General features: G+C 69.0%; 31 protein-coding genes and 1 pseudogene. 16 read left to right on the top strand and 16 right to left on the bottom strand.

Features of this window, described 5'->3' with window-relative positions:
* Window position 1: 1 nt before the first annotated feature.
* Window positions 2-862 carry an Fpg/Nei family DNA glycosylase gene (locus tag NGH83_RS14335; RefSeq protein WP_251856925.1) on the bottom strand — a complete coding sequence of 287 codons (861 nt, stop codon included), beginning with the start codon at window positions 860-862 and terminating at the stop codon, window positions 2-4.
* A 238-nt stretch (window positions 863-1,100) separates the two neighbouring features.
* Here NGH83_RS14335 and NGH83_RS15360 point away from each other — a divergent pair, with 238 nt between their 5' ends.
* Both NGH83_RS15360 and NGH83_RS14330 read left to right on the top strand, forming a co-directional pair.
* The gene (locus NGH83_RS15360; RefSeq protein ID WP_371872802.1) at window positions 1,101-1,376 is read left to right on the top strand and encodes an SDR family NAD(P)-dependent oxidoreductase; all 276 of its coding nucleotides are present in this window, start codon (window positions 1,101-1,103) and stop codon (window positions 1,374-1,376) included.
* The gene (locus NGH83_RS14330; RefSeq protein ID WP_251858542.1) at window positions 1,322-1,819 is read left to right on the top strand and encodes an SDR family oxidoreductase; all 498 of its coding nucleotides are present in this window, start codon (window positions 1,322-1,324) and stop codon (window positions 1,817-1,819) included. Before NGH83_RS15360 ends, NGH83_RS14330 begins: the two co-directional genes overlap by 55 nt.
* 36 nt (window positions 1,820-1,855) lie before the next feature.
* Here the strand turns inward: NGH83_RS14330 and NGH83_RS14325 are convergent, their stop codons facing one another.
* Both NGH83_RS14325 and NGH83_RS14320 read right to left on the bottom strand, forming a co-directional pair.
* Window positions 1,856-2,734, bottom strand: a complete 879-nt coding sequence (locus tag NGH83_RS14325; RefSeq protein ID WP_251856924.1) for a VOC family protein — start codon at window positions 2,732-2,734, stop codon at window positions 1,856-1,858.
* Window positions 2,735-2,739: 5 nt separating this feature from the next.
* A complete protein-coding gene (locus NGH83_RS14320; protein WP_251856923.1) occupies window positions 2,740-3,558 on the bottom strand; it encodes a TspO/MBR family protein in 819 nt (272 codons plus the stop codon).
* A gap of 136 nt (window positions 3,559-3,694) precedes the next feature.
* On the opposite strand from NGH83_RS14320, the gene NGH83_RS14315 reads away from it, so the two are divergent.
* Both NGH83_RS14315 and NGH83_RS14310 read left to right on the top strand, forming a co-directional pair.
* Window positions 3,695-4,540: a bifunctional 2-polyprenyl-6-hydroxyphenol methylase/3-demethylubiquinol 3-O-methyltransferase UbiG gene (locus tag NGH83_RS14315; protein WP_251856922.1), complete on the top strand. Its 846-nt coding sequence runs from the start codon at window positions 3,695-3,697 to the stop codon at window positions 4,538-4,540.
* 104 nt (window positions 4,541-4,644) lie between these two features.
* Window positions 4,645-6,072, top strand: coding sequence for an ATP-binding protein (locus NGH83_RS14310; protein WP_251856921.1), 1,428 nt, complete (start codon window positions 4,645-4,647; stop codon window positions 6,070-6,072).
* A gap of 18 nt (window positions 6,073-6,090) precedes the next feature.
* Here the strand turns inward: NGH83_RS14310 and NGH83_RS14305 are convergent, their stop codons facing one another.
* Both NGH83_RS14305 and purD read right to left on the bottom strand, forming a co-directional pair.
* Window positions 6,091-6,945 (bottom strand): phosphoribosylaminoimidazolesuccinocarboxamide synthase, encoded by an 855-nt coding sequence (locus tag NGH83_RS14305; RefSeq protein WP_251856920.1) that lies wholly within the window; start codon window positions 6,943-6,945, stop codon window positions 6,091-6,093.
* Complete coding sequence (gene purD / locus NGH83_RS14300; protein WP_251856919.1) at window positions 6,942-8,219, bottom strand: phosphoribosylamine--glycine ligase; 1,278 nt, start codon at window positions 8,217-8,219, stop codon at window positions 6,942-6,944. Before purD ends, NGH83_RS14305 begins: the two co-directional genes overlap by 4 nt.
* 39 nt (window positions 8,220-8,258) lie before the next feature.
* Between purD and NGH83_RS14295 the strand changes: the two genes are divergently transcribed.
* From NGH83_RS14295 to NGH83_RS14280, 4 genes are read left to right on the top strand one after another with little or no spacing between them, the layout of a single operon-like run.
* Entirely contained in the window at window positions 8,259-8,642 is a 384-nt protein-coding gene (locus NGH83_RS14295; RefSeq protein ID WP_251856918.1) for a sterol carrier family protein, read from the top strand.
* Window positions 8,639-8,953, top strand: a complete 315-nt coding sequence (locus NGH83_RS14290) for a hypothetical protein (protein ID WP_251856917.1) — start codon at window positions 8,639-8,641, stop codon at window positions 8,951-8,953. Before NGH83_RS14295 ends, NGH83_RS14290 begins: the two co-directional genes overlap by 4 nt.
* 31 nt (window positions 8,954-8,984) lie before the next feature.
* A complete protein-coding gene (locus NGH83_RS14285) occupies window positions 8,985-9,494 on the top strand; it encodes a hypothetical protein (protein WP_371872694.1) in 510 nt (169 codons plus the stop codon).
* 1 nt (window position 9,495) lies between these two features.
* Window positions 9,496-11,007, top strand: a complete 1,512-nt coding sequence (locus NGH83_RS14280; RefSeq protein WP_251856916.1) for a fibronectin type III domain-containing protein — start codon at window positions 9,496-9,498, stop codon at window positions 11,005-11,007.
* 78 nt (window positions 11,008-11,085) lie between these two features.
* Here the strand turns inward: NGH83_RS14280 and NGH83_RS14275 are convergent, their stop codons facing one another.
* Together NGH83_RS14275 and purF are read right to left on the bottom strand one after the other, a co-directional pair.
* Window positions 11,086-11,832: a DUF2809 domain-containing protein gene (locus tag NGH83_RS14275; protein ID WP_251856915.1), complete on the bottom strand. Its 747-nt coding sequence runs from the start codon at window positions 11,830-11,832 to the stop codon at window positions 11,086-11,088.
* Between the two features lie 156 nt (window positions 11,833-11,988).
* Window positions 11,989-13,446, bottom strand: coding sequence for an amidophosphoribosyltransferase (gene purF / locus NGH83_RS14270; RefSeq protein WP_251856914.1), 1,458 nt, complete (start codon window positions 13,444-13,446; stop codon window positions 11,989-11,991).
* Between the two features lie 90 nt (window positions 13,447-13,536).
* On the opposite strand from purF, the gene purM reads away from it, so the two are divergent.
* From purM to NGH83_RS14255, 3 genes are read left to right on the top strand one after another with little or no spacing between them, the layout of a single operon-like run.
* Window positions 13,537-14,637 carry a phosphoribosylformylglycinamidine cyclo-ligase gene (gene purM / locus NGH83_RS14265; RefSeq protein ID WP_251856913.1) on the top strand — a complete coding sequence of 367 codons (1,101 nt, stop codon included), beginning with the start codon at window positions 13,537-13,539 and terminating at the stop codon, window positions 14,635-14,637.
* Window positions 14,526-15,098, top strand: a complete 573-nt coding sequence (locus NGH83_RS14260; protein ID WP_371872693.1) for an alpha/beta fold hydrolase — start codon at window positions 14,526-14,528, stop codon at window positions 15,096-15,098. The genes purM and NGH83_RS14260 overlap by 112 nt, the downstream gene beginning before the upstream one ends.
* On the top strand, window positions 15,055-15,582 hold the full coding sequence (locus NGH83_RS14255) for a hypothetical protein (protein WP_371872692.1): 528 nt from the start codon (window positions 15,055-15,057) through the stop codon (window positions 15,580-15,582). Before NGH83_RS14260 ends, NGH83_RS14255 begins: the two co-directional genes overlap by 44 nt.
* A 9-nt stretch (window positions 15,583-15,591) precedes the next feature.
* On the opposite strand, the gene NGH83_RS14250 is transcribed toward NGH83_RS14255, so the two are convergent.
* Window positions 15,592-16,461: an NAD(P)H-binding protein gene (locus NGH83_RS14250; protein WP_251856910.1), complete on the bottom strand. Its 870-nt coding sequence runs from the start codon at window positions 16,459-16,461 to the stop codon at window positions 15,592-15,594.
* A gap of 126 nt (window positions 16,462-16,587) precedes the next feature.
* On the opposite strand from NGH83_RS14250, the gene NGH83_RS14245 reads away from it, so the two are divergent.
* Window positions 16,588-17,487 carry an SDR family oxidoreductase gene (locus tag NGH83_RS14245; RefSeq protein WP_251856909.1) on the top strand — a complete coding sequence of 300 codons (900 nt, stop codon included), beginning with the start codon at window positions 16,588-16,590 and terminating at the stop codon, window positions 17,485-17,487.
* Here the strand turns inward: NGH83_RS14245 and NGH83_RS14240 are convergent, their stop codons facing one another.
* The 6 genes and pseudogenes from NGH83_RS14240 to NGH83_RS14215 form a co-directional block, all read right to left on the bottom strand.
* Window positions 17,488-17,886, bottom strand: coding sequence for an HIT family protein (locus NGH83_RS14240; RefSeq protein ID WP_251856908.1), 399 nt, complete (start codon window positions 17,884-17,886; stop codon window positions 17,488-17,490).
* A gap of 80 nt (window positions 17,887-17,966) precedes the next feature.
* Window positions 17,967-19,439 (bottom strand): hypothetical protein, encoded by a 1,473-nt coding sequence (locus NGH83_RS14235; RefSeq protein WP_251856907.1) that lies wholly within the window; start codon window positions 19,437-19,439, stop codon window positions 17,967-17,969.
* Complete coding sequence (locus NGH83_RS14230) at window positions 19,429-20,202, bottom strand: TIGR03943 family protein (RefSeq protein WP_251856906.1); 774 nt, start codon at window positions 20,200-20,202, stop codon at window positions 19,429-19,431. Before NGH83_RS14230 ends, NGH83_RS14235 begins: the two co-directional genes overlap by 11 nt.
* Window positions 20,195-21,127, bottom strand: a pseudogene (locus tag NGH83_RS14225) (permease). The gene NGH83_RS14230 and the pseudogene NGH83_RS14225 overlap by 8 nt, the downstream one beginning before the upstream one ends.
* Before the next feature lie 162 nt (window positions 21,128-21,289).
* On the bottom strand, window positions 21,290-21,778 hold the full coding sequence (locus NGH83_RS14220) for a hypothetical protein (RefSeq protein ID WP_251856905.1): 489 nt from the start codon (window positions 21,776-21,778) through the stop codon (window positions 21,290-21,292).
* Between the two features lie 24 nt (window positions 21,779-21,802).
* Window positions 21,803-21,997 carry a DUF3073 domain-containing protein gene (locus tag NGH83_RS14215; protein ID WP_251856904.1) on the bottom strand — a complete coding sequence of 65 codons (195 nt, stop codon included), beginning with the start codon at window positions 21,995-21,997 and terminating at the stop codon, window positions 21,803-21,805.
* Between the two features lie 154 nt (window positions 21,998-22,151).
* Between NGH83_RS14215 and NGH83_RS14210 the strand changes: the two genes are divergently transcribed.
* Entirely contained in the window at window positions 22,152-23,363 is a 1,212-nt protein-coding gene (locus tag NGH83_RS14210; RefSeq protein ID WP_251856903.1) for an FAD-dependent oxidoreductase, read from the top strand.
* A 54-nt stretch (window positions 23,364-23,417) separates the two neighbouring features.
* Here the strand turns inward: NGH83_RS14210 and NGH83_RS14205 are convergent, their stop codons facing one another.
* Window positions 23,418-24,266 carry a PHP domain-containing protein gene (locus NGH83_RS14205; RefSeq protein WP_251856902.1) on the bottom strand — a complete coding sequence of 283 codons (849 nt, stop codon included), beginning with the start codon at window positions 24,264-24,266 and terminating at the stop codon, window positions 23,418-23,420.
* A 75-nt stretch (window positions 24,267-24,341) separates the two neighbouring features.
* Here NGH83_RS14205 and NGH83_RS14200 point away from each other — a divergent pair, with 75 nt between their 5' ends.
* The 3 genes from NGH83_RS14200 to NGH83_RS14190 are packed head-to-tail and all read left to right on the top strand — an operon-like array spanning window position 24,342 to window position 25,854.
* Complete coding sequence (locus tag NGH83_RS14200) at window positions 24,342-24,860, top strand: hypothetical protein (RefSeq protein WP_251856901.1); 519 nt, start codon at window positions 24,342-24,344, stop codon at window positions 24,858-24,860.
* 7 nt (window positions 24,861-24,867) lie between these two features.
* On the top strand, window positions 24,868-25,479 hold the full coding sequence (locus NGH83_RS14195; protein ID WP_251856900.1) for an alpha/beta hydrolase: 612 nt from the start codon (window positions 24,868-24,870) through the stop codon (window positions 25,477-25,479).
* 60 nt (window positions 25,480-25,539) lie between these two features.
* Complete coding sequence (locus NGH83_RS14190) at window positions 25,540-25,854, top strand: heavy metal-binding domain-containing protein (protein WP_251856899.1); 315 nt, start codon at window positions 25,540-25,542, stop codon at window positions 25,852-25,854.
* Between the two features lie 19 nt (window positions 25,855-25,873).
* Here NGH83_RS14190 and NGH83_RS14185 read toward each other — a convergent pair whose 3' ends face one another.
* A complete protein-coding gene (locus NGH83_RS14185; protein WP_251856898.1) occupies window positions 25,874-26,233 on the bottom strand; it encodes a VOC family protein in 360 nt (119 codons plus the stop codon).
* Window positions 26,234-26,287: the final 54 nt, after the last annotated feature.

Here is a 26,287-nt window from a genome sequence, read left to right as displayed (position 1 = left end):
GCTACTTGAGCAGGCGCGACAGCACCCGGTCGGCGAGCGGCTTGCCGCCGGTCTGACAGGTGGGGCAGTACTGGAAGGTCGAGTCGGAGTAGATGACCTGACGGATGGTGTCACCGCAGACCGGGCACGCCTGCCCGGTGCGGCCGTGTACCCGCAGGCCCTCCTTCTTCTCCTTCTTCAGTTCGGAGGCGGCGACCCCGTCGGCGCGAGCGACAGCCTGCCGCAGGGTGTCCTGCAGGGCGAGGTAGAGCTGGTGCACCTCGTCGGCGCCCATCGACGCCGGCTTGAACGGGGACATCCGCGCGACGTGCAGGATCTCGTCGGAGTAGGCGTTGCCGATTCCGGCGATGTTCGACTGGTTGCGCAGTACGCCTTTGATCTGCGCGCGCCCCGCGGCGGCGAGGATGCCGGCGAAGACCTCCTCGGTGAACTCCGGCTGGAGCGGATCGGGGCCGAGTCGCTCGATGCCGGGCACCGACGCCGGGTCGCGGGTGACGTACATCGCCAGCGATTTCTTCGTCCCCGCTTCGGTGATGTCGAATCCGGATCCGTCATCGAGCACGAGGCGCGCGGCGAGCGGCCCCTTGCCCGGCCGCGTCATCGGGGCGGGTGCGGCGGAGCGCCACCGCAGCCAGCCGGCACGCGCCAGATGCGTGATCAGGTGCAGCTCGCCGACCTCGATATCGAGGAACTTGCCGTGGCGGGTGACCCCGGTGACGACGCCGCCTGCGAGAGCCGACACCGGCGGATCGAAGGTCTTCAGCACGGCGAACGACACGATGTCGACGCGGTCGATGACGCGTCCACGGAGGCGGCCGTCGAGGTCGGTGACGAGCGCCTGCACTTCGGGGAGTTCTGGCACGCCCCCAGTGTGCCCCGCTCCGCTGACAGTGTCGACGCCGATATTGCGCCGTGAGCGATGTCGGCGGTCGGGGACGGTCGGCCCTTTCCGCGGGCGGCAGGGTGCTCTATCGTCACCGCCATGATCGGTATTCGAGCAGAACTCACGAACGCGGTCGACTGATGGATCTGGGTCTGACCGACAAGATCGCCATCGTCACGGGCGCGAGCAAGGGCATCGGCTCGCCGTCGTCCGGGCGCTGGTCGACGAGGGCGCGGTCGTCGTCGCCGGAGCTCGGTCCGAGACGGCCGCGATCACGGAGCTGGTCGAAGGAGGCCGGGTCGTTTTCGTCCCCGTCGATTTCTCCGACCCGGCCGGTCCGGCGCGGCTGGTCGACGCTGCCGTCGACTCATTAGGTGGGCTCGACGTGCTGGTCAACAACGTCGGGGCGGTGACGGTGCGCAACGAGGGTTCCTCGCGATCTCCGACGAAGAGTGGCTCTCGACCCTCAACCTCAGCTTCCTCTCGGCACTGAGATCCACCCGCGCCGCGATCCCGGCGATACGCGCCCGCGGCGGCGGCACGGTGGTCACCATCGGGTCGGTGAACGCGTTTCTTCCAGACCCCGGCGTCATCGACTACAGCGCGGCGAAGGCGGCGCTGTGGAACCTGACCAAGGCGCTGTCGAAGGAGTTCGGCCCGAGCGGCATCCGCTTCAACAGCATCAGCCCCGGGCCGGTCGCCACCGACCTCTGGCTCGGTGACTCCGGTGTCGCCGCGACCGCCGCCAGAAACCTGGGCGTCGACTTCGAGACCGCGAAGGCGCGAGTCGTCGAGAGTCAGGGCGGGTTCAGCACCGGACGCTTCACCGAGCCCGGTGAGGTCGCCGACCTCGTCCTGCTACTAGCGAGTGGCCGTGCCGGCAATGTCAACGGCGCGGACTTCCTCATCGACGGAGGGCTCGTCAAGACGCTCTGACCGCAGTGAGGATCGTCGAGGGTCTGCGCCTTCCGGCTAGCTCGCCGCTGACCGCACCGTGATCTGGTTCGCCCACGGGTCGTCGAACCGGACGGCGTCGCCCACCTCGCGGATCGCGACACCGCGGGAGCCGAGCCGTTCGCGCAACGCTCCGAGGTCGTCGGCCGACGGAACCTCGATGCTGATCTCGCCGAGTCCGAGGGCGGGAGTGCGCTGGCCGGCACCCGCGCTCTCCCACGTGTTCATGCCGAGGTGGTGGTGGTAGCCGCCGGCGGAGACGAATAAGGCCTGCGCGCCGAACTCGGCGGTGACATCGAAGCCGAGGGTGTCCACGTAGAAGGCCTTCGCGGTCGCGATATCGCCGACCTTCAGGTGCACGTGGCCGACTCCGGCGTCGCCCTGGACGCCTTGCACCGAGCCGGCCTCGGTCAGGTTCTCCTGGAGGAAGCGGTTGGGGTCGAGGTACACGGTGCCCATGCGCACGGTGTCGCCGTCCCACTGCCACTCGTCGCGCGGCCGGTCCCAGTAGAGCTCGACGCCGTTGCCCTCCACGTCGTTGAAGTACAGCGCCTTCGAGACGAGGTGATCGGAGCTGCCAGTGAACGAGGTGCCGTACTTGCGGGCCACCGAGTACACCGACGCAGCCAGCTCGCTCGCCTCCGGGAAGAGGAAGGCGGTGTGATAGAGCCCGGCCTGACTGGGGGATGCGTGACGGAGCGTGCGGTCCTGCTGCAGGACCAGTGCGCGGCGCTCGCCGCGACCGAGCACGGCGCCGTCGCCCTGCTGCTCGAGCAGCTCGAGACCGACGCCGTCGCGGTAGTACCCGATCATGGCGTCGAGATCGGCGACCTTGAGGGTGACGGCGCCGACATCGGTGGCAGAGGCGAGCGAGTCCGCTCCGGATTTGGTTGACACGTCACTTATTGTACGCGCGTGCTCGACCTCTCGGAAGGGCGGGCGACGGGCGTCGGCGGCGCGATCCAGCCGGCACGCGCGCGGATCGCGACGGTGCTGAGGAGCGTCGCCGCGACGGCGACGAGAGCGGCGATCGCGGTGAGCGGCGCCTCCGGCGCGTCGGTCAGTCGCGCGACGGCGACCCAGACGAGTCCCCAGGACAGCGACAGTGCGGGAGCCAATCGACCTCGGCCGCGGACCGCCAGGAGAACGCCGACCGTGCCGGCGACGAGCGCGACCGCGGTTCCCCACGCGTCCGCGGGGAACCCGAAGCCGTCGAAGCCCGCTGCGGTGAGCGCGGCGGCGACGTTCGCGATGGTCGCGACGCTCACCCAGCCGAGATAGAGCCCGAAGGTGCCGTCGACCAGCACGGCCTCGATTCTGCTGCTCGGATGCGAGGAGACGAGCAGCAGGAAGATGCGGGCGAGCACGACGAGGAGAGCCGCGATCACGGGAACGGTCAGCCAGAGCAGATCGAACTGCACGCAGAGGATCCACGCCCCGTTGAGCAGCAGTGACGCGATCGCCCACGGTGCGAGCCGTCGCTGCCGGAGGTCGTCTCGGTGGCCGGGCAGAAGCTGCCACACCGCGTAGGCGACGAGGCCCGCGTAGATGACGCTCCAGATGCCGAAGGCGGGGCCGCCGGGTGCGATCACGGTGGCGTCGGCGGCCAAGGCGCCTCCGGCCGCTTCGGCGATCGGCGTCCCGCCCGCGGCTCCCGAGCCGATGAACGAGGCGATGAGGGCGACGGCCGCGCTGACGGCCACGGCGATCTGTCGGAGCATTGCAGTCCTTCCGGTCGCGCTCACCATACGGGGCGAATTCGCTAAGAAGCTGAATGAATTGACCCTCGCCGGATCGGAGCCGCCCCGGTATTCTGGTCGGCTCGGTACGCGGAGGCGCCCGGGCGGAGGGATCGCCGTGGACAGCCAGTGGGACGACACGTATCAGCAGACGAACCGCGCAAACTGGGACGACCGGGCGGTGCTGCATTCCGCGTCGGATGACTCCGGCTACCGTGTCGGGCGCTTCGCCGACGATCCGTCGCTGCTCTCCGATGTGGTGCGGTTCGACCGTGGACGGTTGGGCGACATCCGCGGGGCGCGAACGGTGCATCTGCAGTGCCACATCGGCACCGACACCCTCTCCCTCGCGCGACTCGGCGCCGATGTCGTCGGCCTCGACTTCTCGGGCGAGGCGGTGCAGGCGGCGCGGGCTCTGGTGTCTCGCACGGGTGACCCGGTCGAGTTCGTGCAGTCCGACGTCTATGCGGCGACCGACCTGCTCGAGCCCGGGTCCTTCGACCTCGTCTACACCGGGGTCGGTGCGCTCTGCTGGTTGCCGGACATCGACCGGTGGGCGCAGACGGTCGCGGCGCTGCTGAAGCCGGGCGGCAGGCTCTTCATCCGCGAAGGACATCCGGTGCTGTGGGCACTCGACGACTCGCGCTCCGATGTCCTCGCGTTCGGGTACCCCTACTTCGAACGGGAGGAGCCGCTGATCTTCGACGGCGACGAGAGCTACGTCGAGACCGATCGTCCGCTCACCGCGACGAAGACGTACGAGTGGAATCACGGCATCGGCGAGATCGTCACCGCCCTGCTGCGGCACGGCATGCGACTCACCATGCTCATCGAGCACGACACGGTGCCCTGGCTCGCCTTGCCCGGGCAGATGGTCGAGAGGGAGGAGTTCGACGAGTTCGCGCTCATCCCCGAACGGCCGAGCATCCCGCTGACCTACACACTGCAGGCGGTGAAGGGCTGATCGCGCCCGAGGCGCACACCGCGAAAGCGGTCGGCGGGTGATGCGCTTTGCGCCACGCCGATGCTGGCAGCTCGCTCGTACTGTAAAGGTTTTAGAGTACCTGCATGTCTTCCAACGAGGTGGATCGAGCCCTAGGGGCATCAATCCGCGAGACGGGGCCCGCTGTGATAGCCCTCATCGAGGATCAATGGTTTGAGCGGAAATCAGCGCGAATCCAACCCCGCGACTTGGCTGTGGCACTGGTGGCTCTAGCGAACGCGGAGGGAGGCACTGTGCTTGTAGGTGTCCACGACGGAGTTGTCGAAGGGACCAAGTCAGATCCACAGAAGACCAACGCGCTGCGGCAGGCGTCGATCGACTTCACCTCGCCTCCCGTTCGGGTACACGCGAGCCAGGTCGCGTGCATCAACCAGCAGGGGGAGACCGACGTGCTCCTAGCCTTCCGGGTCGAGCCGGGCGAAATGGTGCACGAGTTGAGGAACGGCGACTGCTATCTGCGTGTCGGCGACGAATCTCGAAAACTCGGTTTCGCTCAGCGACAGGAGCTGCACTTCGATCGTGGAGCTTCCCAATTCGACGGTACATCCGTCGCGAGCGTCGGGGTGAAAGACCTAGACGCCGATCTGCTCGGCCACTACCGGGGCAGCGCGGGTTTCTCGGGAACTCACACCCAGATGTTGCGTAACAGGGGGCTGCTTACGGCCGACGGTGTCGTCACTGTGGCCGGATATCTGCTGTTCTCGCCGAATCCGAGTGAGCGGTTCCCACAGGCGTATGTCCGCATCCTTCGTTATCGAGACGAGCGAAGAGGGTCAGGCGCGGATATGAACGTCGATGCGGGATATGACGTGAGGGTCGAGGGACCAATCCCGTACGTGATTGAAGAGGCCCGGCGTGTGATCGACGACTGGCAGCCCAAACGTCGCGCGCTGAGTGACGACGGTCGCTTCGATGACATTCCGATTGTGCCCCGAGATGCTTGGTTGGAAGGACTTGTGAACGCCGTTGTGCACCGCTCTTACAGCCTTGTCGGCGACCACGTTCGAGTCGAGATATTCCCGAACAGGATCGAAGTGTCGAGTCCCGGTCGATTTCCGGGACTCGCCGATCCGAGGAATCCCCTGGATATCAGTCGCTACGCACGAAATCCGCGCATCGCTCGGGTGTGCACTGATCTTCGCATCACTCAGGAGATGGGGGAGGGGATCCGACGAATGTTCGATGAGATGCGTTCCCGGGGACTAACCGATCCGGCCTACGTGCAGACCAGCGGGGGAGTACATCTCACCTTGTCGGCGGTATCAAGGATCTCGGCAGACGTTATCGAGCGGCTGCCCCGCAACTCCCTCGAGACGCTAGCAGTGTTGCGCCGGGAAGCATCAGCTCTCGGCACTGGTGAACTCCGTCAGCTCACTGGCCTTAGCCGACCCACCCTCATCAAGCAGCTGAACGCGCTACGAGATGAAGGACTGGTGAAGTGGGACGGCAAGTCGGCCAATGATCCGCGGGCGACCTGGCGAGCGAGTGATTGAGTGCCGGAACCAGGACGGTCAGGCGGTGATGCGGTCGATCAGTTCGGCGTACCGCGCGGAGGTGCGCTCCACGATCTCGGCGGGAAGCGCGGGCGGCTGCCCGGTGCCGTCCCAGTGCGCCTTCAGCCAATCGCGCACGATCTGCTTGTCGAAGCTCTGATCGCGGACGCCGGCGAGCCAGGCCTCCTCGTCCCAGAACCGGCTCGAGTCGCTCGTCAGCACCTCGTCGGCGAGGCGGATGACTCCGTCCGCGTCGCGACCGAACTCGAACTTCGTGTCGGCGAGGATCACGCCCCGCGCGGCCGCGGTCGTCGACGCGGCGCGGAAGATCTCGAGCGAGAGTCGCCGCAGCTCGGACGCGACCTCGGTTCCGACCAGTTCGGCCGTGCGCTCGAAGGTGATGTTCTCGTCGTGCTCGCCGAGCGGGGCCTTGTAGGCGGGCGTGTAGATCGGCTCGGGAAGACGGTCGCCGTTGCGGAGCCCGGCGGGCAGTGCGACGCCGCACACGCTCTGGGTCTGCTGGTACTCGGCCCAGCCGCTGCCGGACAGATACCCGCGGACGACGCACTCGATGGGGAACATCTCGAGGTCGCGCACCAGCATCGCGCGCCCGGCGACCTCGCTGGGCACCTGCTGCTCGTCGAGGAGGTGGTTGGGGACCCCGAGATGCGCGAACCACCAGAGGCTGAGGGTGGTGAGAAGGTCGCCCTTGCCGGGGATGCCGGGTTCGAGCACATGATCGAAGGCGCTGACGCGGTCGCTCGCGACGACGAGCAGCGGGGCGCCGTCACCGTCGAGATGCCCGTCGGGGCGGTACAGGTCGCGGACCTTGCCCGAGTAGATGTGCTCCCATCCGGGGATCTCTGCGCTCATCGGGTCACCTTCTCGGCGATGTCGTGTCGGTACTGGGCGCCCTCGAGCCGCAGATGCGAGATCGACTGGTAGGCGCGGTCCCGGGCCGCTCGGAAGTCGTCGCCGACCGCGACGACGGTGAGCACCCGTCCGCCCGCGCTGACCATGGCCTCATGATCGTCGCTCCACGCGGTGGCCGCGTGGTCGATCCGGGTGCCGGGCACCTCGAGGGCCTCGCGGAAGCCGGTGATCGGTCGGCCGACGACCGGCGCTTCCGGATAGCCCTCGCTCGCGAGCACCACCCCTACGGCGACGCTGTCGTCGAACTCGGGCCAGTCGCGGCCGCCGAGCTCCCCGGACGCGGCCGCGTGCAGCAGCTCGCCGAGCGGGGAGCGAAGGCGGGGCAGCACGACCTGGGTCTCGGGGTCGCCGAAGCGGGCGTTGAACTCGATGACGCTGATGCGGTCGCCGTCGAGGATGAGGCCGCAGTAAAGCAGGCCGATGAAGGGCGTGCCCTCGTCTTCCAGCTGACGGACTACCGGCTGCGCGACCTCGTCGAGCACCCGCTGCACGAAAGCGCGTTCGCTGCCGAAGCGGTCGGCGAGCCAGGGGAGGGGGGAGTAGGCGCCCATCCCTCCGGTGTTGGGGCCGAGGTCGCCGTCGCGCAGGCGCTTATAGTCCTGCGCCGGCGACAGGGGCAGCACGTCGTGGCCGTCGCTCAGGAAGAACAGCGACACCTCGTCGCCGGTGAGGAACTCCTCGATCAGTACCGGTCCCGACGGCAGCCAGTGCCGCACGTGACCGAGCGCCGCGTCGCGGTCCTCCGTGACCAGCACGCCCTTGCCCGCGGCGAGTCCGTCGGCCTTCACCACGTAGGGGGCCCCGTGATCGTCGAGCGCGGCCTCCGCCTCTGCGAGGGTGCCGGCCCGCTCCGCCCGCCCCGTCGGGACTCCGGCGAGTTCCATGATCCGCTTCGCGAACGCCTTGCTGCCCTCGATCTGCGCGGCCGCGCGACCGGGGCCGAAGACCGGGATGCCGCGTTCACGGGGGGCGTCGGCGACTCCCTCGATCAGCGGCGCCTCGGGTCCGACGACGATGAGGTCGATGTCGTTCGCCAACGCGAACTCCGAGACCGCGTCCCCGTCGGTGATGTCCGACAGGCGCACGAGGGACGTCGTCTCGGCGATGCCGTCGTTGCCGGGGGACACCACCACGTCGTGGCCGCCGGGAGTGGTCAGGAGCGCGTCGGCGATCGCGTGTTCGCGGGCGCCGGTGCCGAGGACGAGTATTCGCACCCGACCAGGCTATCGGCGGGCGGAGGGTACCGTTGAGGGGTGGCACGAGTACGCATCGCAGACGACGAGGGCCTCTCGGCCGTCGCCGCCGCCGTCGGCGCCACACCGCCGGCGCGTCCCGTGCTCGCCACGGCGGTGCGGTACACGCTGCAGCTCCTGGCCGAGCGCGCCGAAGGCAACACCGTCGAGGTGAGGGTGCCGCCGTTCGGAGCCGTCCAATGCATCCCCGGCCCCCGCCACACGCGCGGCACGCCGCCCAACGTCGTTGAGATGGACGCCGCCACCTGGCTCGGGCTCGCGACGGGACGCATTCGCTTCGCCGACGCGGTCGACGACGCCATCGTGACGGCGTCGGGCACGCGAGCCGACCTGTCCGCCGTGCTGCCGCTGCCCGGCTTGCCCCGTGGAGGAGACCCATCATGACCGACGAACAGGCGCCGCCGCCCGAGCGCCACGAAACCGTGCGGGTGCGGCGCTCGCCGCGCATCTGGAACTTCGTCCTCGCCGGCGTGATCGTCGGCGCCGTCGTCGCGCTGATCCTCACTTTCGCCTTCCCCATCGAGGGCGAGTTCACGGCGCCGCAGATCTTCGGCTTCTTGTTCCTCTTCATCGGCGTCGTCTTCGGAGCTCTCGGCGCCGTCGTCGCACTCGTCGTCGACCGTCGATCCCGCCGACGCGCACGTGAAATCGAGGTCGACCGTGAGACGGTGATCGGAACCGACCCCGACGAGTGAGGGTCACGACCCTCGTAATGAGAGGCGATCCATGAGCACTGCCCGCACCGTCGGCCGGATCGTCCTGGGCGCGACCTTGGTCTTCGCAGGGATCAGCCACCTCACCTTCGCGAGGAAAGCGTTCACCGCCCAGGTGCCGCCGTGGGTGCCCGCCAGCGACGACACGGTGGTGCTCGCCTCGGGAGTCGTCGAGATCGGCCTCGGCAGCGCCCTGATCGCGGCTCGGCGCCGCGGGGAGCTGGCCGGCATCGCCGCCGCCGTCTTCTTCGCCGCCATCTTCCCCGGCAATATCTCACAGTGGCGGCGCAAGATCAGTGCGTTCGGCCTCGACACCGACCGCAAGCGGCTGCTGCGGCTCCCCTTCCAGCCGTTGCTCGTTCTCTGGGCGCTGTGGTCGACCGGGATCGCGGGCGCCTACCGGGCAGGCCTCCGGGCGGGACTGAGCCCTCTTTCACGAGATCGGTGCCACCGACCGCCGTCGGCCGGGCGGGGCGTCGGCGGGCCGTGTCGCTGCGCGATGCCCCCGTTGGGGCGCTGCTAGCGTGACGAGCGCCCGAGAACGGTTCCGGGCGCAGATGTCCGCGGGGGCGCGGGCCGGGGGAATCGCCATGATGTCGAAGCGCCGTGTCGCGCGTGTGTCCGCTGCAGTGCTGGGGGCGGTGATCGTCGCCGGTTCCGCGGTCGCGACCACGGCGCCTGCCACCGCGGCGCCCGCACCCATCCCGGTCACGTTCCTCACCGCGGGCAGCGGTGGCGAGTTCCAGCCGACGGTGCAGATCCAGCTCGGCAGCGATCCCGACCCGTACACCGTGATCCTCGACACCGGATCGGAGGCGCTCGTCATGTACGCACCGGTTGCCGGTGCGACGGCGACGCCCGCCACCGCGACGGTGAACTACGTCGGATCCAGTGTCACCGGCACCGTGTCGACCGCGGACTTCTCGATCGGCGGCAACACGGCGACGGCCGTCAACTTCCTCGACGGCAGCGGCTGCACCGGATGCGCGCTCGCCGGGGTGGACGGCATCCTCGGCATCGGTCAGGGCCTCGACCGGTGGACCGACTCGTCGACCTCGACGACCGTCGAGTGGTACAGCCCGCTGCTCCAGTTCGACGACACCACGCTCTCGGCGGGGCACACTCTCGCCTTCACGCAGACGAGCGGAACGCTGACACTCGGCGCACCCGCCGCCGCAGGGTCGTCGACTGCGGTGCTGCAGGCTGCGACGACCGCGAACGTGTATCCGAACACCGCGGGCTACACGGTGTACGAGAAGCCGATCGACCTGTGCTGGCAGGTCGAGGAGTCCTCCGTCTGCCAGGCGACGACGATCGACACCGGCGCGCCTGGCGGCATCGTCGCGGGAGTCGCCTTCGCTCCGTACGCGCACGTCACGTCCCCGACGACGGCGACCACGCAGACTCGGATCGGGCACCTGCACTCGGGCACGTCGGTGGCGTTCGCGACCGCGAGCGGGGCCGCCCCGTTCGCCAGCTGGCTCGCGGTCGACTCGGGTCCCGGCTCGTTCTCGTACTACAACACGATCACCGACGGTCACCTCAACACCGGCAACCGGTTCTTCCTCGACCGCACGGTCGGCTACGACTACGCGACCGGACAGATCCGGGTGACGACGAACGGCACCGTTCCGGCCGCTCCTGCGACGGTGAGCGTCGCCTCCACGATCGCGGGCGCGCTCACCGCGCTGTGGTCCGACCTCGAGTCGACCTCCGTCACCGACCGTCTCGTACGGGTCCGCGATTCCTCCGGCGCGGTGGTGCAGCGCTTCAACCTCGCGGGTGGCGCCACGAGCACCGACATCACCGGCCTCGACCCTGCGCAGCGCTATACGGTCGAGATCGCATCGGCGAACCGCCACGGGATCGGCGCCTACCGCGCCGCCGATCCGGCCGCCCCGACCGGCGCACCCCGCCTCCCCGACACGGGCTTCGACATCATCGGGTTCGGCTCGCTCGCGGCCCTCCTGATGCTCGCCGGCGCCGCCGCGGTCACCGCCGTGAACCTCCGCCGCAGATCCGATATTGCGGGCTAGAACGCACGTTCCGGCGGGCGCACAAGCCCGGAACGTGCGTTTTCGTGAGCTCGATTCCCGCTGAGGAGACGGCACTAGTCATCGCGCGCGGCGGTGCCGATGGGCCGCGAAGACTGCGGCGGCAGCACCCGACACAGCGAGGATGATCAGTCCGTAGATCACCACGGTCGGCACGAAGGACTCGGGGAGTGAGAGCACGGTCCCTTGCCCGGTGTCGGTCCACAAGCAGGAGCGCCCGACCGGCCACCACGAGAAACCGCCGGTGACCTCCGCTTCGGGACTGAGTGTCCGCGGCGCAGGGCCAGACATACGGCACCCCGCGCCGTAGCCATCCTTGGCAGCCGCCGCGCGAAGAAAGAGGATGCCGCCGAGCCCGGCGGTCGCGGCGCCGAAGAAAATTGCGACGCCGAGGCGGATCCGGAACGTGAGCGGCGGGCCTGACACGGTAATCGCCCCTTTACGTCCGTTTCGGCCGAGGAGCGGCGGAAGCACTGCTGCTCCGGTCAGGGCGCCGATCGCGTACGCGGCCAGGTCGACCGCGGAGTAGCCGGTGCCTAGGACGAGAGCGGCTGGAGGGAAGACGGAGGCAAGGTCGGAGGCGACGCCGGCGAGTTGAGTGAACTCGATCAGCGCGCAGCATCCGAAGGCGATCACGGCGACGACGAGCGGACGCACTGGACGCAGCGCGAAGTCGACGATCAGAGTCACGAGGACCGCGTAGAGCACCCCGCCAGCGAGGTCGCCAGCAGGATCCGGGAGCAGGAACCGGGCGGCCAATCCCGGCACGACGATTCCGATCGCGACGCCCGCGGATCGCAGAAGCACGCTTCCGCTAGACGACGACTCAGGTCGGGTCACTCTCGCATCCTGCCCTGTACGGGTCGGATCTCGCGCAGGGTGGCTCGGTGCCGCCGCTCGAGAACGCACGTTCCGGGCAGAGTGGCCCGCCGGAACGTGCGTCTGTGCCCGGAATATCGGATCTTAGGAGAGCTGGGTCTGCTCGACCCAGCGGAGGTACTCCTCGGTGACGGTGCCGGTGATGTAGCGGCCGTCGAAGCAGCTCCTCTCGAGGTCGGCGACGTTCGAGCCCTGCAGGATCGCGGACTGCATGTCCTCGATCTCCTGATAGATCAGGTAGTCGGAGCCGATCTCGCGGGCGATCTCGGGAATCTTGCGGTCGAACGCGACGAGTTCCTTGCGGCTCGGCATGTTGATGCCGTACACGTGCGGGAAGCGCACCGGGGGAGCGGCCGAGCTGAAGGTCACCTTGTTGGCGCCGGCCTGGCGAGCCATGTCGACGATCTCTTTCGACGTGGTGCCGCGCACGATCGAGTCGTCGACGATGAGAATGTTCTTGCCCTTGAACTCGGAGCTCATCGCGTTGAGCTTCTGACGCACGCTCTTCTTGCGCTGCGCCTGCCCCGGCATGATGAACGTGCGGCCCACGTACCGGTTCTTGTAGAAGCCCTCGCGGTACTCGATGCCGAGCTTCTGCGCCACCTGCATCGCGGCGGGACGCGACGAGTCGGGGATGGGCATGACAACGTCGATGTCGCCCATCGGCGTGTACGCGGCGACGGTGTCCGCGAGTCGGTCGCCGAGACGCAGGCGCGCTTCGTAGACCGAGATGCCGTTGATGACGGAGTCGGGACGGGCGAGGTACACGTACTCGAACGAGCACGGGATGAGGGTCGGGTTCGACGCGCACTGGCGCGAGAACAGCTCGCCGGCCATCGTGATGAAAATCGCCTCGCCGGGCTCGACGTCGCGGACGAACTCGAACCCCTGGCTCTCGAGCGCGACGGTCTCGGAGGCGACGATCCACTCGAACCCGACGAAGCCCAACGGGCGCCGACCGAGCACCAGCGGGCGGATGCCGTAGGGGTCGCGGAACGCGAGCAGCCCGTGACCCGCGATCAGCGCGATGGTCGCGTACGAGCCCTCGACGCGCTCGTGCACTCGCGAGACGGCGGTGAACAGCTGGTCGGGGTCGAGGTCACCGGGGCCGATCTGCGCCTGCAGCTCGTTGGCGAGGATGTTGATCAGCAGCTCGGTGTCGCTCGTCGTGTTCAGGTGACGACGATCGACGCGATACAGCTCGTCGGTGAGCTCCCGCGTGTTCGTGAGGTTGCCGTTGTGCACGAGGACGATGCCGTACGGCGCGTTCACGTAGAACGGCTGTGTCTCCTCCTCGTTGGCGGCGGAGCCCTTGGTCGCGTAACGGACATGACCGAGACCCAAGGTTCCGGGCAGCGCACGCATGTCGCGGGTGCGATACGCCTCGCGCACCTGGCCCTTCGCTTTGACCATGTGCAGGGTGCTGCCGTCGACAGTGGCGATTCCTGTCGAATCCTGGCCGCGGTGCTGCAGGAGGAGGAGGGAGTCGTAGACGAGTTGGTTGACCGGCTCGGACGAGACGATGCCGACGATGCCGCACATTGAGGCGGGTGCTCCAGACCGTAGAGTGGTGGCTTACCGCGCAAGTCTGCCATGACCCGTGAGGGTCGAGGCGAATGGAGAGCTTCCCCGATGGCGAACAGCTACGCCGAAGCCGGAGTCGACACCGCTGCCGGTGATCGCGCCGTCGAACTGATGAAGGCGGCCGTCGCCCGCACGCACGGTCCCGAGGTGCTCGGCGGAGTCGGCGGTTTCGCCGGCCTGTTCGACGCGTCCGCTCTGCTCGGCTACCGCAAGCCGCTGCTCGCGTCCGGCACCGACGGGGTGGGCACCAAGGTCGCGATCGCGCAGGCCCTCGACAAGCACGACACGGTCGGGCAAGACCTGGTGGGCATGATCGTCGACGACATCGTCGTGGTCGGCGCGAAGCCGCTGTTCCTCACCGACTACATCGCGTGCGGCAAGCTCGTCCCCGAGCGGATCGCCGAGATCGTCGCCGGCGTCGCACGCGCGTGCGAAGCGACCGGAACGGCACTGGTCGGCGGCGAGACGGCCGAGCACCCCGGCCTGCTCGGGGTGGACGAGTACGACCTCGCCGGCGCCGCGGTCGGTGTCGTCGAAGCCGACGCCCTCCTTGGGCCCGATCGGGTGCGCGACGGCGACACCGTCCTCGCCCTCGCCTCGTCGGGGCTGCATAGCAACGGGTTCTCGCTGGTGCGCAAGATCCTCGCCGACGCGGGTCTGAAGTACGGCGACACGGTCGATGAACTGGGCGGACCGGTCGGCCTCGCCCTGCTCGAGCCGACTCGCCTCTACACGGCCGCCCTGCTCGACCTGCTCGCCGACTCGGTCGCAGGGCCGGGAGTTCACGCGTTCAGTCACGTGACGGGCGGTGGGATCGCCGCGAACCTCGCGCGGGTGCTCCCGCGCGGCGCGTGGGTCGAGGTCGACCGGTCGACCTGGACTCCGCCCACCGTCTTCCAGGTGCTGAGCGACCTCGGCGGCAGCCGCGTCGGCGACCACGAGGCGACGTGGAACCTCGGAATCGGCATGTTCGCGATCGTCGACTCCGATCTCGCCGGAGCCGCCGCGGGCAGTCTCGCGGCCCACGGCATCGAGACATGGCAGGTCGGGACGGTCTCGACCGCCGCCCGCGACTTCGCCGGCTTCGAGCAGGGCGCGAAGGGCGTCGACGGCGGCGCGGTCAGACTGATCGGCGCCTACGCGGGCTGATGTCAGGGCAGGGTCCGCGAAGCTCGGGTGTCCTCTCGACCGACGACGGTCAGCTCATCCACTGGGAGCGCCACGGCAACCCGTCCGGCAAGGCAGCGGTGGTCTTGCACGGCGGCCCGGGATCGGGTGCCGGTACGGGGTGGACTCGCTTGTTCGACCTCGAGCGGTACGACGTCACCGTCTTCGACCAGCGGGGCTGCGGTCGGAGCCTCCCGTCGGCCGGTGACCCCGAAACCGATCTCACCCGCAACACCACCGACCACCTGATCGCCGACATCGAGGCGCTGCGCGCCCTGATCGGTGTGGACAGCTGGTTGGTGCTGGGGGCCTCGTGGGGGGGGGGGGGGGGGGGCGACCCTTGCGCTCGCATACGCGCAGGCGCATCCGGGACGAGTGTCGGAGATCGTGCTCTTCAGCGTGACGACCACCACGCGCGACGAGGTGCAATGGATCACACGTGAGATGAGCCGGCTCTTCCCCGACGAGTGGGAGCGGTTCATCGAACTCGTGCCGCAGGTCCGCGAAGCGGGAGACATCGCCGGCGCCTATGCGCGCCTCCTGGCCCACTCCGATCCGTCGGTCAGGGAGCCGGCAGCGCTCCGCTGGTGCGAATGGGAGGACACTCACGTCTCGCTCGCCCCCGGCTATCGGCATGACGTTCGCTTCGACGACCCGTCCTTCCGTGCCGTTTTCGCGCGGCTCGTGACCCATTACTGGTCGCACGCTGCCTGGCGCCGAGATGGTGAGCTGCTCGCCGGGGTGGACGCCATCGCGGACATCCCCGCGGTTCTCGTGCACGGCAGGCACGACGTCAGCAGCCCGGTGCGCATCGCCTGGGATCTCCACCGCCGGTGGCCAGGCTCGGAGCTCCACATCGACGAGGCGGGCCATGGCGTCGGACTCGACGCCCCGGTGATCGCCGCGCTCCAGCGTTTCAGCGCCTGACGGATCTCGTCAGAGCGCGGGGCGCAGGGTCGCCCACGCCCATTCGGCGAGCGTCGTCGGCGTCGTGCTGAGGGCATCCCGCGCGTTCTCGGGAGTGAAGTCGTCGCGCAGTCCCGCGGACATGCCGACGAACCCGTCGGCCTGCGCCGGCGTCATCCCGACGGAGAGCAGGCCCGCCCGGAATTCGTCGTCGCTGATCTGCACGGCTTCGATCGCGCGGCCGGTCGTCTCGGTGAGGATCTCGGCGACCTCGGTGTACGTGAGGTCGGCGGGACCGAGCACGCCCTGCGTGGTGGTGCCCGCCCAGTTCTGGTCGAGCAGCCGCGCGGCAGCGATATCCTCGATGTCGCGGGGAGCGACCCACGCCTGCGGCCGGTCGGGCGGCAACGTCGTCATGATGACGCCCTCGCGAAGCGAGTCGATCGACATCAGCAGATTCGTGAAGAAGTAGCCGCAGCGCAGATGCGTGACGGAGGCGGTGGTGCGCTCGAGCGCGACCTCGGTGAGCGCCAGACCGTCGATCTCGCCGGCACCGTGCCGCTTCTCGGCACCGACGCTCGACTGGAACACCACACGGGCGATGCCGTTCTCGAGCACCGCCCGCTCGACGCTGCGAGTCATCGCGGCGTACCCGTCGAGCGGATCGTCGTGATCGGTGGTCGGGTCGACCCAGTACAGGGCCTCGACCCCGCGCGTCGCCGCGACGACCGCGTCAGCGTCGGCCTGATCGACGGCGACGGCGTCGACGAACGGCGCGAGGTCGGCATCGAGACGCGAGGGGTCGCGCATGAGCGCGAGTGGACGTGCTCCAGCCTGCACCAGGAGCCGGATCACGCGGGATCCGACGTTGCCGGTAGGGGTCGTGACGGCGAGCCTCATCGCTTCGCTCCCTTCATCCGGTGCCGACGGTACGCCTCGCCGCCGACATCCGGCCATCCGCCTCCCAGGTCGTCGGGGTTGAGTGGCGTCGAACGCTCACCGAGAGCCGGAGGAAGAAGGACGACCATGGCCGACGACCAGTACACCTTCGGTGATCCCGTCACCCGTTACCCGAAGATCGAACCGCCGGTGCAGCAGCAGCCGGAGCCGGGCGTCCAATCGCGCATGGAGCCGGTGCCCGACCTCGGCGAGCAGTCGTATCGAGGAATCGGCAAGCTCACCGGGCGCCGTGCCCTGATCACGGGCGCCGACTCGGGGATCGGTGCCGCCGTCGCCATCGCGTTCGCGCGGGAGGGCGCCGACATCGCCCTGTCCTACCTCCCCGAGGAGGAGTCGGACGCCCGCCACGTCATCGAGCTGATCGAGGCGGAGGGCCGCACGGCCGTGCCGCTGCCCGGCGACCTCACCGACGCCGAGTACTGCCGCGCCCTCGTCGCCGGCGCGGTCGAGGGTCTCGGCGGCCTGGACACCGTCGTCAACGTGGCAGGCAAGCAGGTCTGGCAGACCGAGATCGGCGACATCACCGACGAGCAGTTCGAGGCGACCTACAGGACGAACGTGTTCGCGCCGTTCTGGATCATCAAAGCCGCGCTGCCGCACCTCGGCCCGGGATCGACGATCATCAACACCGCATCGGCCGAGGCCTACTCCCCGGCCCCGGACCGACTCGATTACGCCAGCACGAAGGGGGCGATCAACAACTTCTCGAAGGGGCTCGCCCAACAGCTGGCGCCGAAGGGTATCCGGGTCAACGTCGTCGCGCCCGGCCCGACCTGGACGGTGCTGCAGGTCACCCGCGGCGTCGACCCCGAGACCCTGCCGGAGTTCGGTTCGAGCGAGGCGCCGATCGGCCGTGCCGGTCAGCCGGCGGAGATCGCCCCCGCGTACGTCTTCCTCGCCTCACCCGAGTCGAGCTTCGTCATCGGCGAGACCCTCAACGTGAACGGCGGCATGCCGACCCCGTGATCACCCGGGCTCGCGCAGCGATTCGGTGAGCGTTGCCAGGTCATGGGCCGACCCGGCCGACACCGTCCATGGTCGCATTAGTGAATCGTCGGCGAAGCGGGGAACCACGTGGAAGTGCAGGTGCATGACGTCCTGCCAGCCCGCCGATCGATTGCTTTGGAAGACGGTCAGCCCTTCGGGGTGCAGCAATCGCTCGAGCTTGTTCGCAACGCGGTGCACTGCGCGTGCCGCGACGGAGTACTCGACTGCGGACATGTCGAAGATGTCTTGCGCATGGCGTCGAGGGACGACCAGCGAATGCCCTCGCGCAGCGGGCGCGATGTCGAGGAAAGCGACCGTGTCATCATCCGAGTCGAAGATCTGATTGCTGCGATCATGCCGAACGATGTCGCAGAACACGCAACCGTCGGTCTCTCGCCGGTGGCCTGTCGTCACGCGTCGATGTTCGCACGACGGGTGAGCGGATGCGACCCCGACGCTCAGCGGCACCAGCCGGGGAGGAAGCCGTAGACGGTTCGGACGGTGTCCCCCGTCGCGACCTCCACTATCGCCGTCGTCATCCCCGAGTAGGCCGCGACCGACGGATAATCGTCGAGCGTCGCCTCCGCCGGTGCCGTCTCGACGGCGAGGTACTGACCGTTCGGTGAGGCGCAGAAGTCGCGGATGCGGGTGTCGGGCAGGGCGGGCTCGTAGACGACGCGCGTCCCGGCGGTATCCGTGACCGCGATCCGAGATGAGAACCGGCTCTCGGCGGTGTCGCCGACGGGCGAGGTGAACAGCTGCGCGGTCGCGCGCTCGTCGTCGAGGTAGATGCGCGGGCCGGGATAGGTTCCCGCACCTTCTGCCGGACGTGCCGGTTCGAGCGGCGCGGTCTCGCCCCCGGCGAGGTCGAGCACCGCGTCGCCGTCGGGATCCGCGACGACGAGGCGGCTCGAACCGGGCAGGAATCCCCGCAGCTCGCCGTGCTGGCCGAGCGCGCTCAGCGTGGTGGCGGAGAGGGCATCGACCAGGTACAGCGAGCCGTCGTAGCTCTGGGCGACGAGCGAGGTGGAGCCGGGGACGAACGCCCAGTCCATGACCTGCAGCGCCCCGCCGTCGAGCCCGGTGACCGGTCGAGCGACCCCCGAACCGTCGCGGGGGTCGTAGAGCAGGAGGACGTTCTCGATGGAGGAGTCGGGGGTGCTGCCCGTGTAGGAGAACCCGATCAGCTCGCTGCGTCCTGATCCGTAGAGCTGGCGGACGGTCCCGACGCCCGGGAGAAGCACCGAGTGCGCACCGCCTCCGTCGGCGTCGGCGGCGACCACCGACGCGCTGCCGTCGTCGGCGAGCACGACCGCGGCCAGATGCTGCGGCAGCGTCGTGTACTCCTCGATCCGCGGCGCGCTTAGCACGACGGTCGCCTCGACGCTCGCATCGAGCGACTCGCGCCGGATCGTGTCGTCGCGCTTCAGGCCGTCGTCGCCGAGGCGGGAATCGCGAAGCAGCGTGTAGAGATCGGCGTCGGGCGTGGTGAACGTGTAGCTCAGATCGGACCGGTTCGCGGTGTAGACGCCGACGGCGTCCGGCAGCCCGATCGTGTATGCGGTGCCGTAGGCGAGGGTGTCGTCGAGCGCGACGTCGACGGTGTTGCCCGCCGCCGTCGCGGTCATCGGCACGGCCGGCTCGATCGAGAGGCGGTCGAGCGACTCGGAGGAGAGCCGCTGGCTGAGCGTCAGCACGATGCGCCCGCCCGACCGGTCGACGAGCGCGGCGGGGTTCAGCTCGGCGGTTCTGATGCGCGGCCCCTGCACCGAGTTCACCACCGCGAGCGCACCGACGAGCACGACGAGGATCGCGGTGGCGGCGGCGATCCACCGTCCGAAGCGCCTCGGCGGCGCCGCATCAACATCCCGGTGCTCGACGGAGACGACGACGATCGACGGGTGATCGGCAGACGACCGCTCAATAGACATACGGCTCGCTCGGCTCGTCGATGACCGCGATCTCCGCGGCGTCGAGCACGATCGGCGTCGCGCTCGACGTGCTCGGGTTGGTCACGAAGCCGCCGGCCACCTGCACCCAGTCTCCGGCGGCGAAGTCCTCGCTCCAGCCCGGAGAGTGCACGGCGATGCCGACGGGTTGGGCGTCGACGGCGCAGCAGGTGACGGCGAAACGGGCGAGGTAGAAGAGGTTCTCGGGGTTGCTCTCGTCGGGGGTCACGAAGCCGATGACGTCGGCCTCCTTGCCGGCGAGGAACTGCTCGTCGACGCCCTGCCGCAGCAGCGCCGACCAGTCCTTCACCGTGAACGACGCGTAGTCGCCACCGACGAGGGTCTCCGGATTCTCCAGCGACGCTCCCACCGCGGTTCCGGTGCTGAGGTCGGCCGCGCTCACACCACCGGTGCTGAGGCTGGTCGGAGGCAGCACGAGCAGGCTCACCGTCGCGGCGATGATCAGGGCGCCGCTCGCGACGGCGGCGAGCAGCGGCCACCGACGCTGCTCATGCAGATGCTCGTCGGTCTCCTCGTCGTGCGTCTCGTCGCGTGCGAGCGGGACGAACGCGAATGCGGCGACGACGAGGACTCCGGCCACCGTCGCGGCGACCATCGTGAAGACGAAGTAGCGGGGGTGGATGTACAGCCCCAGCTGGCCCGACCAGCCCAGCCAGAGGGTGGCGGCGATGCCGACGAGGCTCAGCAGCACTCCGCGCCAGCGGAACACGATGCGCTCAAGCAAGGAGATTCACCCCCAGCCCGATCGCGGCGACGAGCAGCGCCACCAGCGCGGTCAGTTGCACGAGGGTGCGCGTCGTGAAGGTGGTGCGCATCATGGCGAGCATCTTGATGTCGATCATGGGTCCGAACAGGAGGAAGGCGATGACGGCGCCGGGCGTGAAGGCCGACCCGAGGGCGAGGATGAAGAAGGCGTCGACGTTCGAGCAGAGCGCCACGACGAACGCGAGCAGCATGAGGGCGAAGACCGACCAGACCGGGTTGCCGCCGAGGGTCACGAGGAGATCGCGCGACACCGCGACCTGGATGATGCCGGCGATGGCCGATCCGACGAACAGGGCGGGGAGCATCGCGGAGGTCTCGTCGGCGAAGAGTCGCACCGAGCGCCGCACCCGGTCGCCGCTCTTCGGCGTCGCACGCTCCACCGCTCAGACGTCCTGGAACTGTCTCGTCAGCATGCTCTCGGGTCGTGGATTGCGGCTGTAGAGCCAGCCGATCAGGTTCGCGACGACGAAGCCGCCGAGGATGCGGCTCGCGAGGATGCCGTCCGACCATCCGAACGCCTGGTAGGTGGTGATGATCGTGACCGGGTTCAGGATGGGCGCCGCCAGCAGGAAGGTCATCGAGTCCGAGACCGAGAGCCCGCGCGACATCAATCCACGCGCGAGCGGCAGGTTGCCGCATTCGCAGACGGGGAGCAGGACACCGAGCAGGGACAGCGTCGCGCGGCGCAGCACCGGGTTGCGCGGGAGCCTCCGCAGAAGGAGCTGGGGCGGCAGCCAGACCTGCACGACGATCGACAGGACGATACCGAGGAAGACGAACGGCAGCGACTCGATGATGACGCTGATCGCCAGTGTCACCGCGTCTCGGGCCGCGACTCCGAGCAGTTCGCCGGTCGATTCGGGGGCCGTGGCGCGGAGGGCCATCGCGAGCGCGAAGGCGAGCACGCCGATGCCGAGTCCGGTCTTCCACCGGCTGCGCCGAGGCCCGGGGTCGCCGGGAAGGGGCGATCGTGGTGATCGCACGATGCTCCGGTTCGGCGCCGCCATATTGAGAACGATTCTAAACCGGGCGGTGACGGATACCGATCAGCGCAGCACCTCGACGAGCAGTACCCAGGCGTTGAACGCGGAGACGACGAACACGAGCAGGAAGCCGACCGCGACGCTCACCAGCCCGGCGGCGCCGTAGCCGACGATCAGGAGCGGACCGCCGATGAGGAAGGGGAGGACCTGCAGCAGCCCGACGACGGACTTCGCAAGGTTGGCCCCGGTCGGAGCGTCGGCGCGGTAGCTCATCAGTAGCCGTGCTGAGTGGATCGAGAGGGCAAGCAGCCCGACTCCGCCGATCGACGTCACCGCGCCAAGGGCCGGGGCCGTCACGGCCGGGATGAGGCCGGCGACCCCGACGACGACGAGCGCGATGAGTGCTCCAATGGTGAGCGCGGCGCGCGACGGCATCGCCGGTGACTTCACGATCGTCGTGATGTTGACCGACATCGCCACGATGATGAGGCCGGCGAGCGCCGCGGCGGCTCCGACCGTCGCGACGAAGAAGTCGGACCAGTCGGCGATCACCGGCGGCTCGTCATGAGTCGCGGCTCAGGCGCTGCGGGACTCGTCGCGGTCGTCAGCGTCGTCGTCGGCGTATTCGGCCCACTTGTCGTATTCGCTGTCGTGTGCCGGAGCCGGCGACCCGAGCTCGCGCTCGAGCGCGTCGTAATTGGTCGCGGGGCTGAAATACTTCAGCTCGCGCGCCACCTTCGTGTGCTTTGCTTTCTGACGGCCGCGCCCCATGTGCGTGACCCCCTCACCACTCTTCGCCGGGCTTCAGATGCCTCGGCAGACTTCAACAGGGAATGCGAAAAACTCGCGCCTACTTTAGCACGGGCGGGATGCGGCACGATGGGGTGGATGCTCGTGAGCATCACTCGAACGGTGGAGGTGGACGATGTCTCAGTATTCAGGCGCCTCGGTCGTCGTGATCGGGGCCGGCCAATCGGGTCTCTCGGTCGCCTATTACCTGCAGAAGCTCGGCCTCAAACCAGGGCTCGACCTCGTCGTCCTCGACCGCGGACCGGACGCCGGCGGAGCCTGGCAGCACCGCTGGGAATCGCTGCGGCTCGGATCCGCGCATCGCGTTCATGACCTTCCAGGCATGCGTAATCTAGGCATCAGCTTCGACACGGCCGACCGCTCGCTGCCGGCGAAGGACGTCGTCGCCGACTACTATCGGCAGTACGAGCAGCATTACGACCTGCGCGTGCGTCGCCCGGTCTCCGTCGCCGCCGTCTACGACCGCGGGGCGGACCTCGTGCTCCGCACCTCCGAGGGCGAGCTCACCGCGTCGGCCGTCGTGAACGCGACGGGCACCTGGGGTGCGCCGTTCGTGCCCTACTACCCGGGTGCCTGGCAGTTCACGGGAACGCAGGTGCACACGTCGACCTACGTGTCGGCGGAGCAGTTCCGCAACAAGCGGGTCCTCGTGGTCGGCGGCGGCACCTCCGCCATCGGCTTCCTCCTCGAGCTGGAAGGCGTTGCGGCCAAGACCTACTGGACCTCGCGGCGGCCGATCGACTACCTCGATCACGGAGCCCTCGACTTGGAGGACGCCGTTAACGCGGTGGCCCAACAGGATGAGGCCGCGAGGCGCGGCCTCGCGTTGCCGAGCATCGTGAGCGGCACGGGTGTGCCGAAGACGCGACGGATCGCCGCCGGCATCGAGCGAGGGATTCTCGACGCCCGGCCGATGTTCACCCGGCTCACCGAGGACGGGGTGGTGTGGCCCGACGGGTCGACGGAGAAGATCGACGCCATCATCTGGGCGACGGGGTTCCGGCCCGACGTCCGACACCTGAGCCCTCTCCACCTGCACGAGAAGGAGGGCGGTATCACCGTGTCGACGGGAGCGGCGGAACGCGATCCGCGCATCTTCTTCGCCGGATACGGCCCCACGGCGAGCACCATCGGGGCGAACCGGGCGGGTCGTACCGTGGCGCGGCAGGTGTTCGCGGCGATCGGCGAGAACCGCTACTCGGAGCCGATGGCGTCCCGAGCCAGCTTCACGCCGCCCGCCCCGGTGGGCGATCCCGCGGGCTCCGCGGAGACCGCAGCAGCCGACGACGGAGTCTCGATCCTGTCCCGCTTCTTCGCCGACGACTGAATCTCCCCACCCATGGGCTGAGCCCCCGCGTCGGGGCTCCCCGTCGTAGTGTGGTCAGCGGGTCCAGAAGTCATGCGGCTCGGGTCCCGGAGCGAACCCGGCGGCGGCAGCCATCGCGGTCGCAGCTGAGAAATGCGCACCGACCTCCGATGGCTCGTGGGCGTCGCGCCCGAACGTGATGGCACGTCCGCCTTCCTCGGCCCACCAGAGCGGAACCCACGGCTCCAAGCGTCGGGTGTTCAGTTCGAGGGCTCTGCCGCTGCGAGCGAGGGCCAGCATTGCGGCTCGGAAGTGGCCTTCGAAGCGTCTCGCGTCGAAGCGGCCGCGATCTGCCGGCCACGCGCGGGCGGCATAGTCGATGTGAGTGAGTGTCGCGAACGCGGCGGCGGACTCGGCGAGCGCGACGACTTCCATTAGGTAGCGAATGACGACTTCGTCGGGATCGGTGTCGCGCAACATCGTGTTCGGTTCGCTCCGGTCGTCGTGCCCGCCGGTCGGGAGCGTATGCACCGAGCCGTTCACGCGGTCTACGACGGCGGACAGTCGGTGGGACTCGGCGATGTGCCGATGCGGTTCACTGAGCTCGACGCCGGTGAGGATCCGCAGTTGGGGGAACCGCGCTCGGCACTCCTCGACAGCGGCCAGATAGCGGTTGACGTCGAAAGCGGGCGGCCGCACGTAGCCGTCGGCGTCGAGCAGGTGGCGCTGATGCGGCATGAGATCTTCGACATCACTGCGCCATCGCTGCTCGTACTCGACGTGCTCGGTGAACACGATGCTGGGAACTCCGATGGCGAGCGCCCGCTCGCAGGCGAGCGCCATGCGCCCTGGCGCGTGGGCGTGCCCGCCCGTGTCCCACGACCACTCGCTGTGCACGTGCGCGTCTGCAGGCAGCGCCGTCATACTCCGGATACTTCCACGAGCGCATCGCCGGCGGCGACGCGTTTCTCGCGTCCCGTCGCGCCGTAGGGTGCTGAGGTGGGCGACACGGCGGCGGAACAGACCGGATCCGACGCGGAACTACGAGCGGAACGGCTGAAGGAGCGGGTCTACATCACGTTCACGGCGCTCGCCGTGGTCCTGGCGCTGCGTTCGCACGCCGACGAGTTGACAGCCGGGTCGGCGGCTCTCACCCTGGTGATCTCGGTCGTGGGTGCCCTGCTCGCCATCCTGGTCGCGGATTTCGTGTCGCACCTCGTCGCCCACGGGTCGCTTCCGTCCGCGGGGGAGGTGCGGCACATGCTGCAGGTCGCCTTCGGCGCACTCGGCGCCGCGGTGCTGCCGCTCATCTTCATGGCGCTGGCGGGGTTCGACATCTGGACCGTCGACGGCGCCCTCCGCGCCTCGAGCATCGCGCTGATCACGACCCTCGGTGTCGGGGGATTCCTCGCGGTCCGGCGGGTGCGCATCCCCGGCTGGCAGAAGCTGCTCGTCCTCGGCGTCGAGGTGGCGCTCGGCGTCCTGGTGGTGGCACTCGAGCTGCTCGCGCACGGCTGAGGTCCCCATGCGCCCGATTCGTGACATCGATGCCGACGCCGTCGTGTGGAGCGGATCGCGGTCCGTCGACTCACCGCTCCTCGTGTTCCTGCACGGATTCGGCGGGAACGAGCACGACTGGACCCCGTACCTGCCGATGGTTCCCGACGGTGTCTCGGCGGCTGCGATACGCGCACCTCGGGCGCTCGGCGACCGATGGGCGTGGGCGCATTTCGGTGAAGAGGGCATCGGTGCGTTCAGCGCGTCCGGTCGCGGCGTGCACGCTTGGCTCGACGGGGTGGCGCGACAGCGTGTCGCCCTGGTCGGCTGGTCTCAGGGTGCGGCGATGGCGATCCATCTCGCGCGACCGCGGCCCGACCGATTCGCCGCGGTCTCCATGGCCGGCGGGTTCGTCTGGGAACTGCGCGATCACAGCGGTCTCGCGTCTCGTCGGATCCCCGTCCGCTACGGCATCGGCACCGACGACGAGGTGATCCCCCGTCGAATGATCGTTTCGGCGCAGCGGTGGCTCGAGCGCCACACCGCAGTCGAGCTGCACGAGTACCCGGGGGTCCGCCACACCCTCACACCGGAGATCGCCGCGGACGCGATCGACTTCGCGGTGCGCCACGTCACCTGACCGAGTGGCACCCGGGTTGGGAACTGTCGACGCGCGGCACGCCCGCTCGATACTCGTCGCATGCTCATCTCCACCATGAACGATGTCCCCGGCCGCCAGATCTCCGAAGTCCTCGGCGAGGTGACCGGTCTCACCGTCCGCTCCCGCAACATCGGCGCCCAGTTCGGCGCCGGCCTCAAGGCGATCGTCGGCGGCGAACTCGCCGGCCTCACCAAGCAGCTCACCGAGAGCCGTGACGAGGCGAAGCAGCGCCTCGTCGAAGCCGCCACCGCGATGGGTGCCGACGCGGTCATCGCGATGCGCTTCGACGCCAGCGAGGTCGCCCAGAACTTCCAGGAGGTCGTCGCCTACGGCACGGCCGTCAAATTCGCCTGACCTCGAGGCGAACGGCGCGTCAGCGCTGAGCGACGCAGAAGTAGTTGCCGTCCGGGTCTGCGAGCACGACGTAATCGGCGTCGGGCTCGTAGACCCAGTCGGGAACCTCGGCGGCCCCGAGCCCGAGTAGACGCTCGACCTCGACGGCCTGATGGAACGTGTACAGGTCGAGGTGGTGGCGCCGCCGCTCGCCGGCGTCCGCCTTCACCTGCATGAGAGCCATCTGCGCGCCGACGCCCTCGCGCGGGATCAGGACGACCCAGTCGTCGTCCGGCTCGTCGCGGGGGACGTAGTCGAGCGCGGACATCCAGAACCGCATCGCGCGGGGCACGTCCTTGACGCCCCACACGATCGATCCGATCGACAACCGCTCGCTCATCCGCAGCCTCCTCGCCTCGACGCACATCGTAGGAGCGCAACCCGGACGCCGGCG

This window comes from Herbiconiux sp. L3-i23, assembly GCF_023734115.1.
Classification (GTDB): domain Bacteria; phylum Actinomycetota; class Actinomycetes; order Actinomycetales; family Microbacteriaceae; genus Naasia.
This window is presented reverse-complemented; position numbering and strand designations above follow the sequence as displayed.

Bases quoted from the DNA above. Each gene is read 5' to 3' on its own strand.
- NGH83_RS14320 (WP_251856923.1), bottom strand. From the start codon at position 3,558: ATGCTCCGACAGATCGCCGTGGCCGTCAGCGCGGCCGTCGCCCTCATC.
- NGH83_RS14310 (WP_251856921.1), top strand. From the start codon at position 4,645: ATGTCTTCCAACGAGGTGGATCGAGCCCTAGGGGCATCAATCCGCGAG.
- NGH83_RS14305 (WP_251856920.1), bottom strand. From the start codon at position 6,945: ATGAGCGCAGAGATCCCCGGATGGGAGCACATCTACTCGGGCAAGGTC.
- NGH83_RS14290 (WP_251856917.1), top strand. From the start codon at position 8,639: ATGACCGACGAACAGGCGCCGCCGCCCGAGCGCCACGAAACCGTGCGG.
- NGH83_RS14285 (WP_371872694.1), top strand. From the start codon at position 8,985: ATGAGCACTGCCCGCACCGTCGGCCGGATCGTCCTGGGCGCGACCTTG.
- purF (WP_251856914.1), bottom strand. From the start codon at position 13,446: ATGTGCGGCATCGTCGGCATCGTCTCGTCCGAGCCGGTCAACCAACTC.
- purM (WP_251856913.1), top strand. From the start codon at position 13,537: ATGGCGAACAGCTACGCCGAAGCCGGAGTCGACACCGCTGCCGGTGAT.
- NGH83_RS14260 (WP_371872693.1), top strand. From the start codon at position 14,526: ATGGCAGGTCGGGACGGTCTCGACCGCCGCCCGCGACTTCGCCGGCTT.
- NGH83_RS14250 (WP_251856910.1), bottom strand. From the start codon at position 16,461: ATGAGGCTCGCCGTCACGACCCCTACCGGCAACGTCGGATCCCGCGTG.
- NGH83_RS14245 (WP_251856909.1), top strand. From the start codon at position 16,588: ATGGCCGACGACCAGTACACCTTCGGTGATCCCGTCACCCGTTACCCG.
- NGH83_RS14235 (WP_251856907.1), bottom strand. From the start codon at position 19,439: ATGTCTATTGAGCGGTCGTCTGCCGATCACCCGTCGATCGTCGTCGTC.
- NGH83_RS14215 (WP_251856904.1), bottom strand. From the start codon at position 21,997: ATGGGGCGCGGCCGTCAGAAAGCAAAGCACACGAAGGTGGCGCGCGAG.
- NGH83_RS14210 (WP_251856903.1), top strand. From the start codon at position 22,152: ATGTCTCAGTATTCAGGCGCCTCGGTCGTCGTGATCGGGGCCGGCCAA.
- NGH83_RS14205 (WP_251856902.1), bottom strand. From the start codon at position 24,266: ATGACGGCGCTGCCTGCAGACGCGCACGTGCACAGCGAGTGGTCGTGG.
- NGH83_RS14195 (WP_251856900.1), top strand. From the start codon at position 24,868: ATGCGCCCGATTCGTGACATCGATGCCGACGCCGTCGTGTGGAGCGGA.
- NGH83_RS14190 (WP_251856899.1), top strand. From the start codon at position 25,540: ATGCTCATCTCCACCATGAACGATGTCCCCGGCCGCCAGATCTCCGAA.
- NGH83_RS14185 (WP_251856898.1), bottom strand. From the start codon at position 26,233: ATGAGCGAGCGGTTGTCGATCGGATCGATCGTGTGGGGCGTCAAGGAC.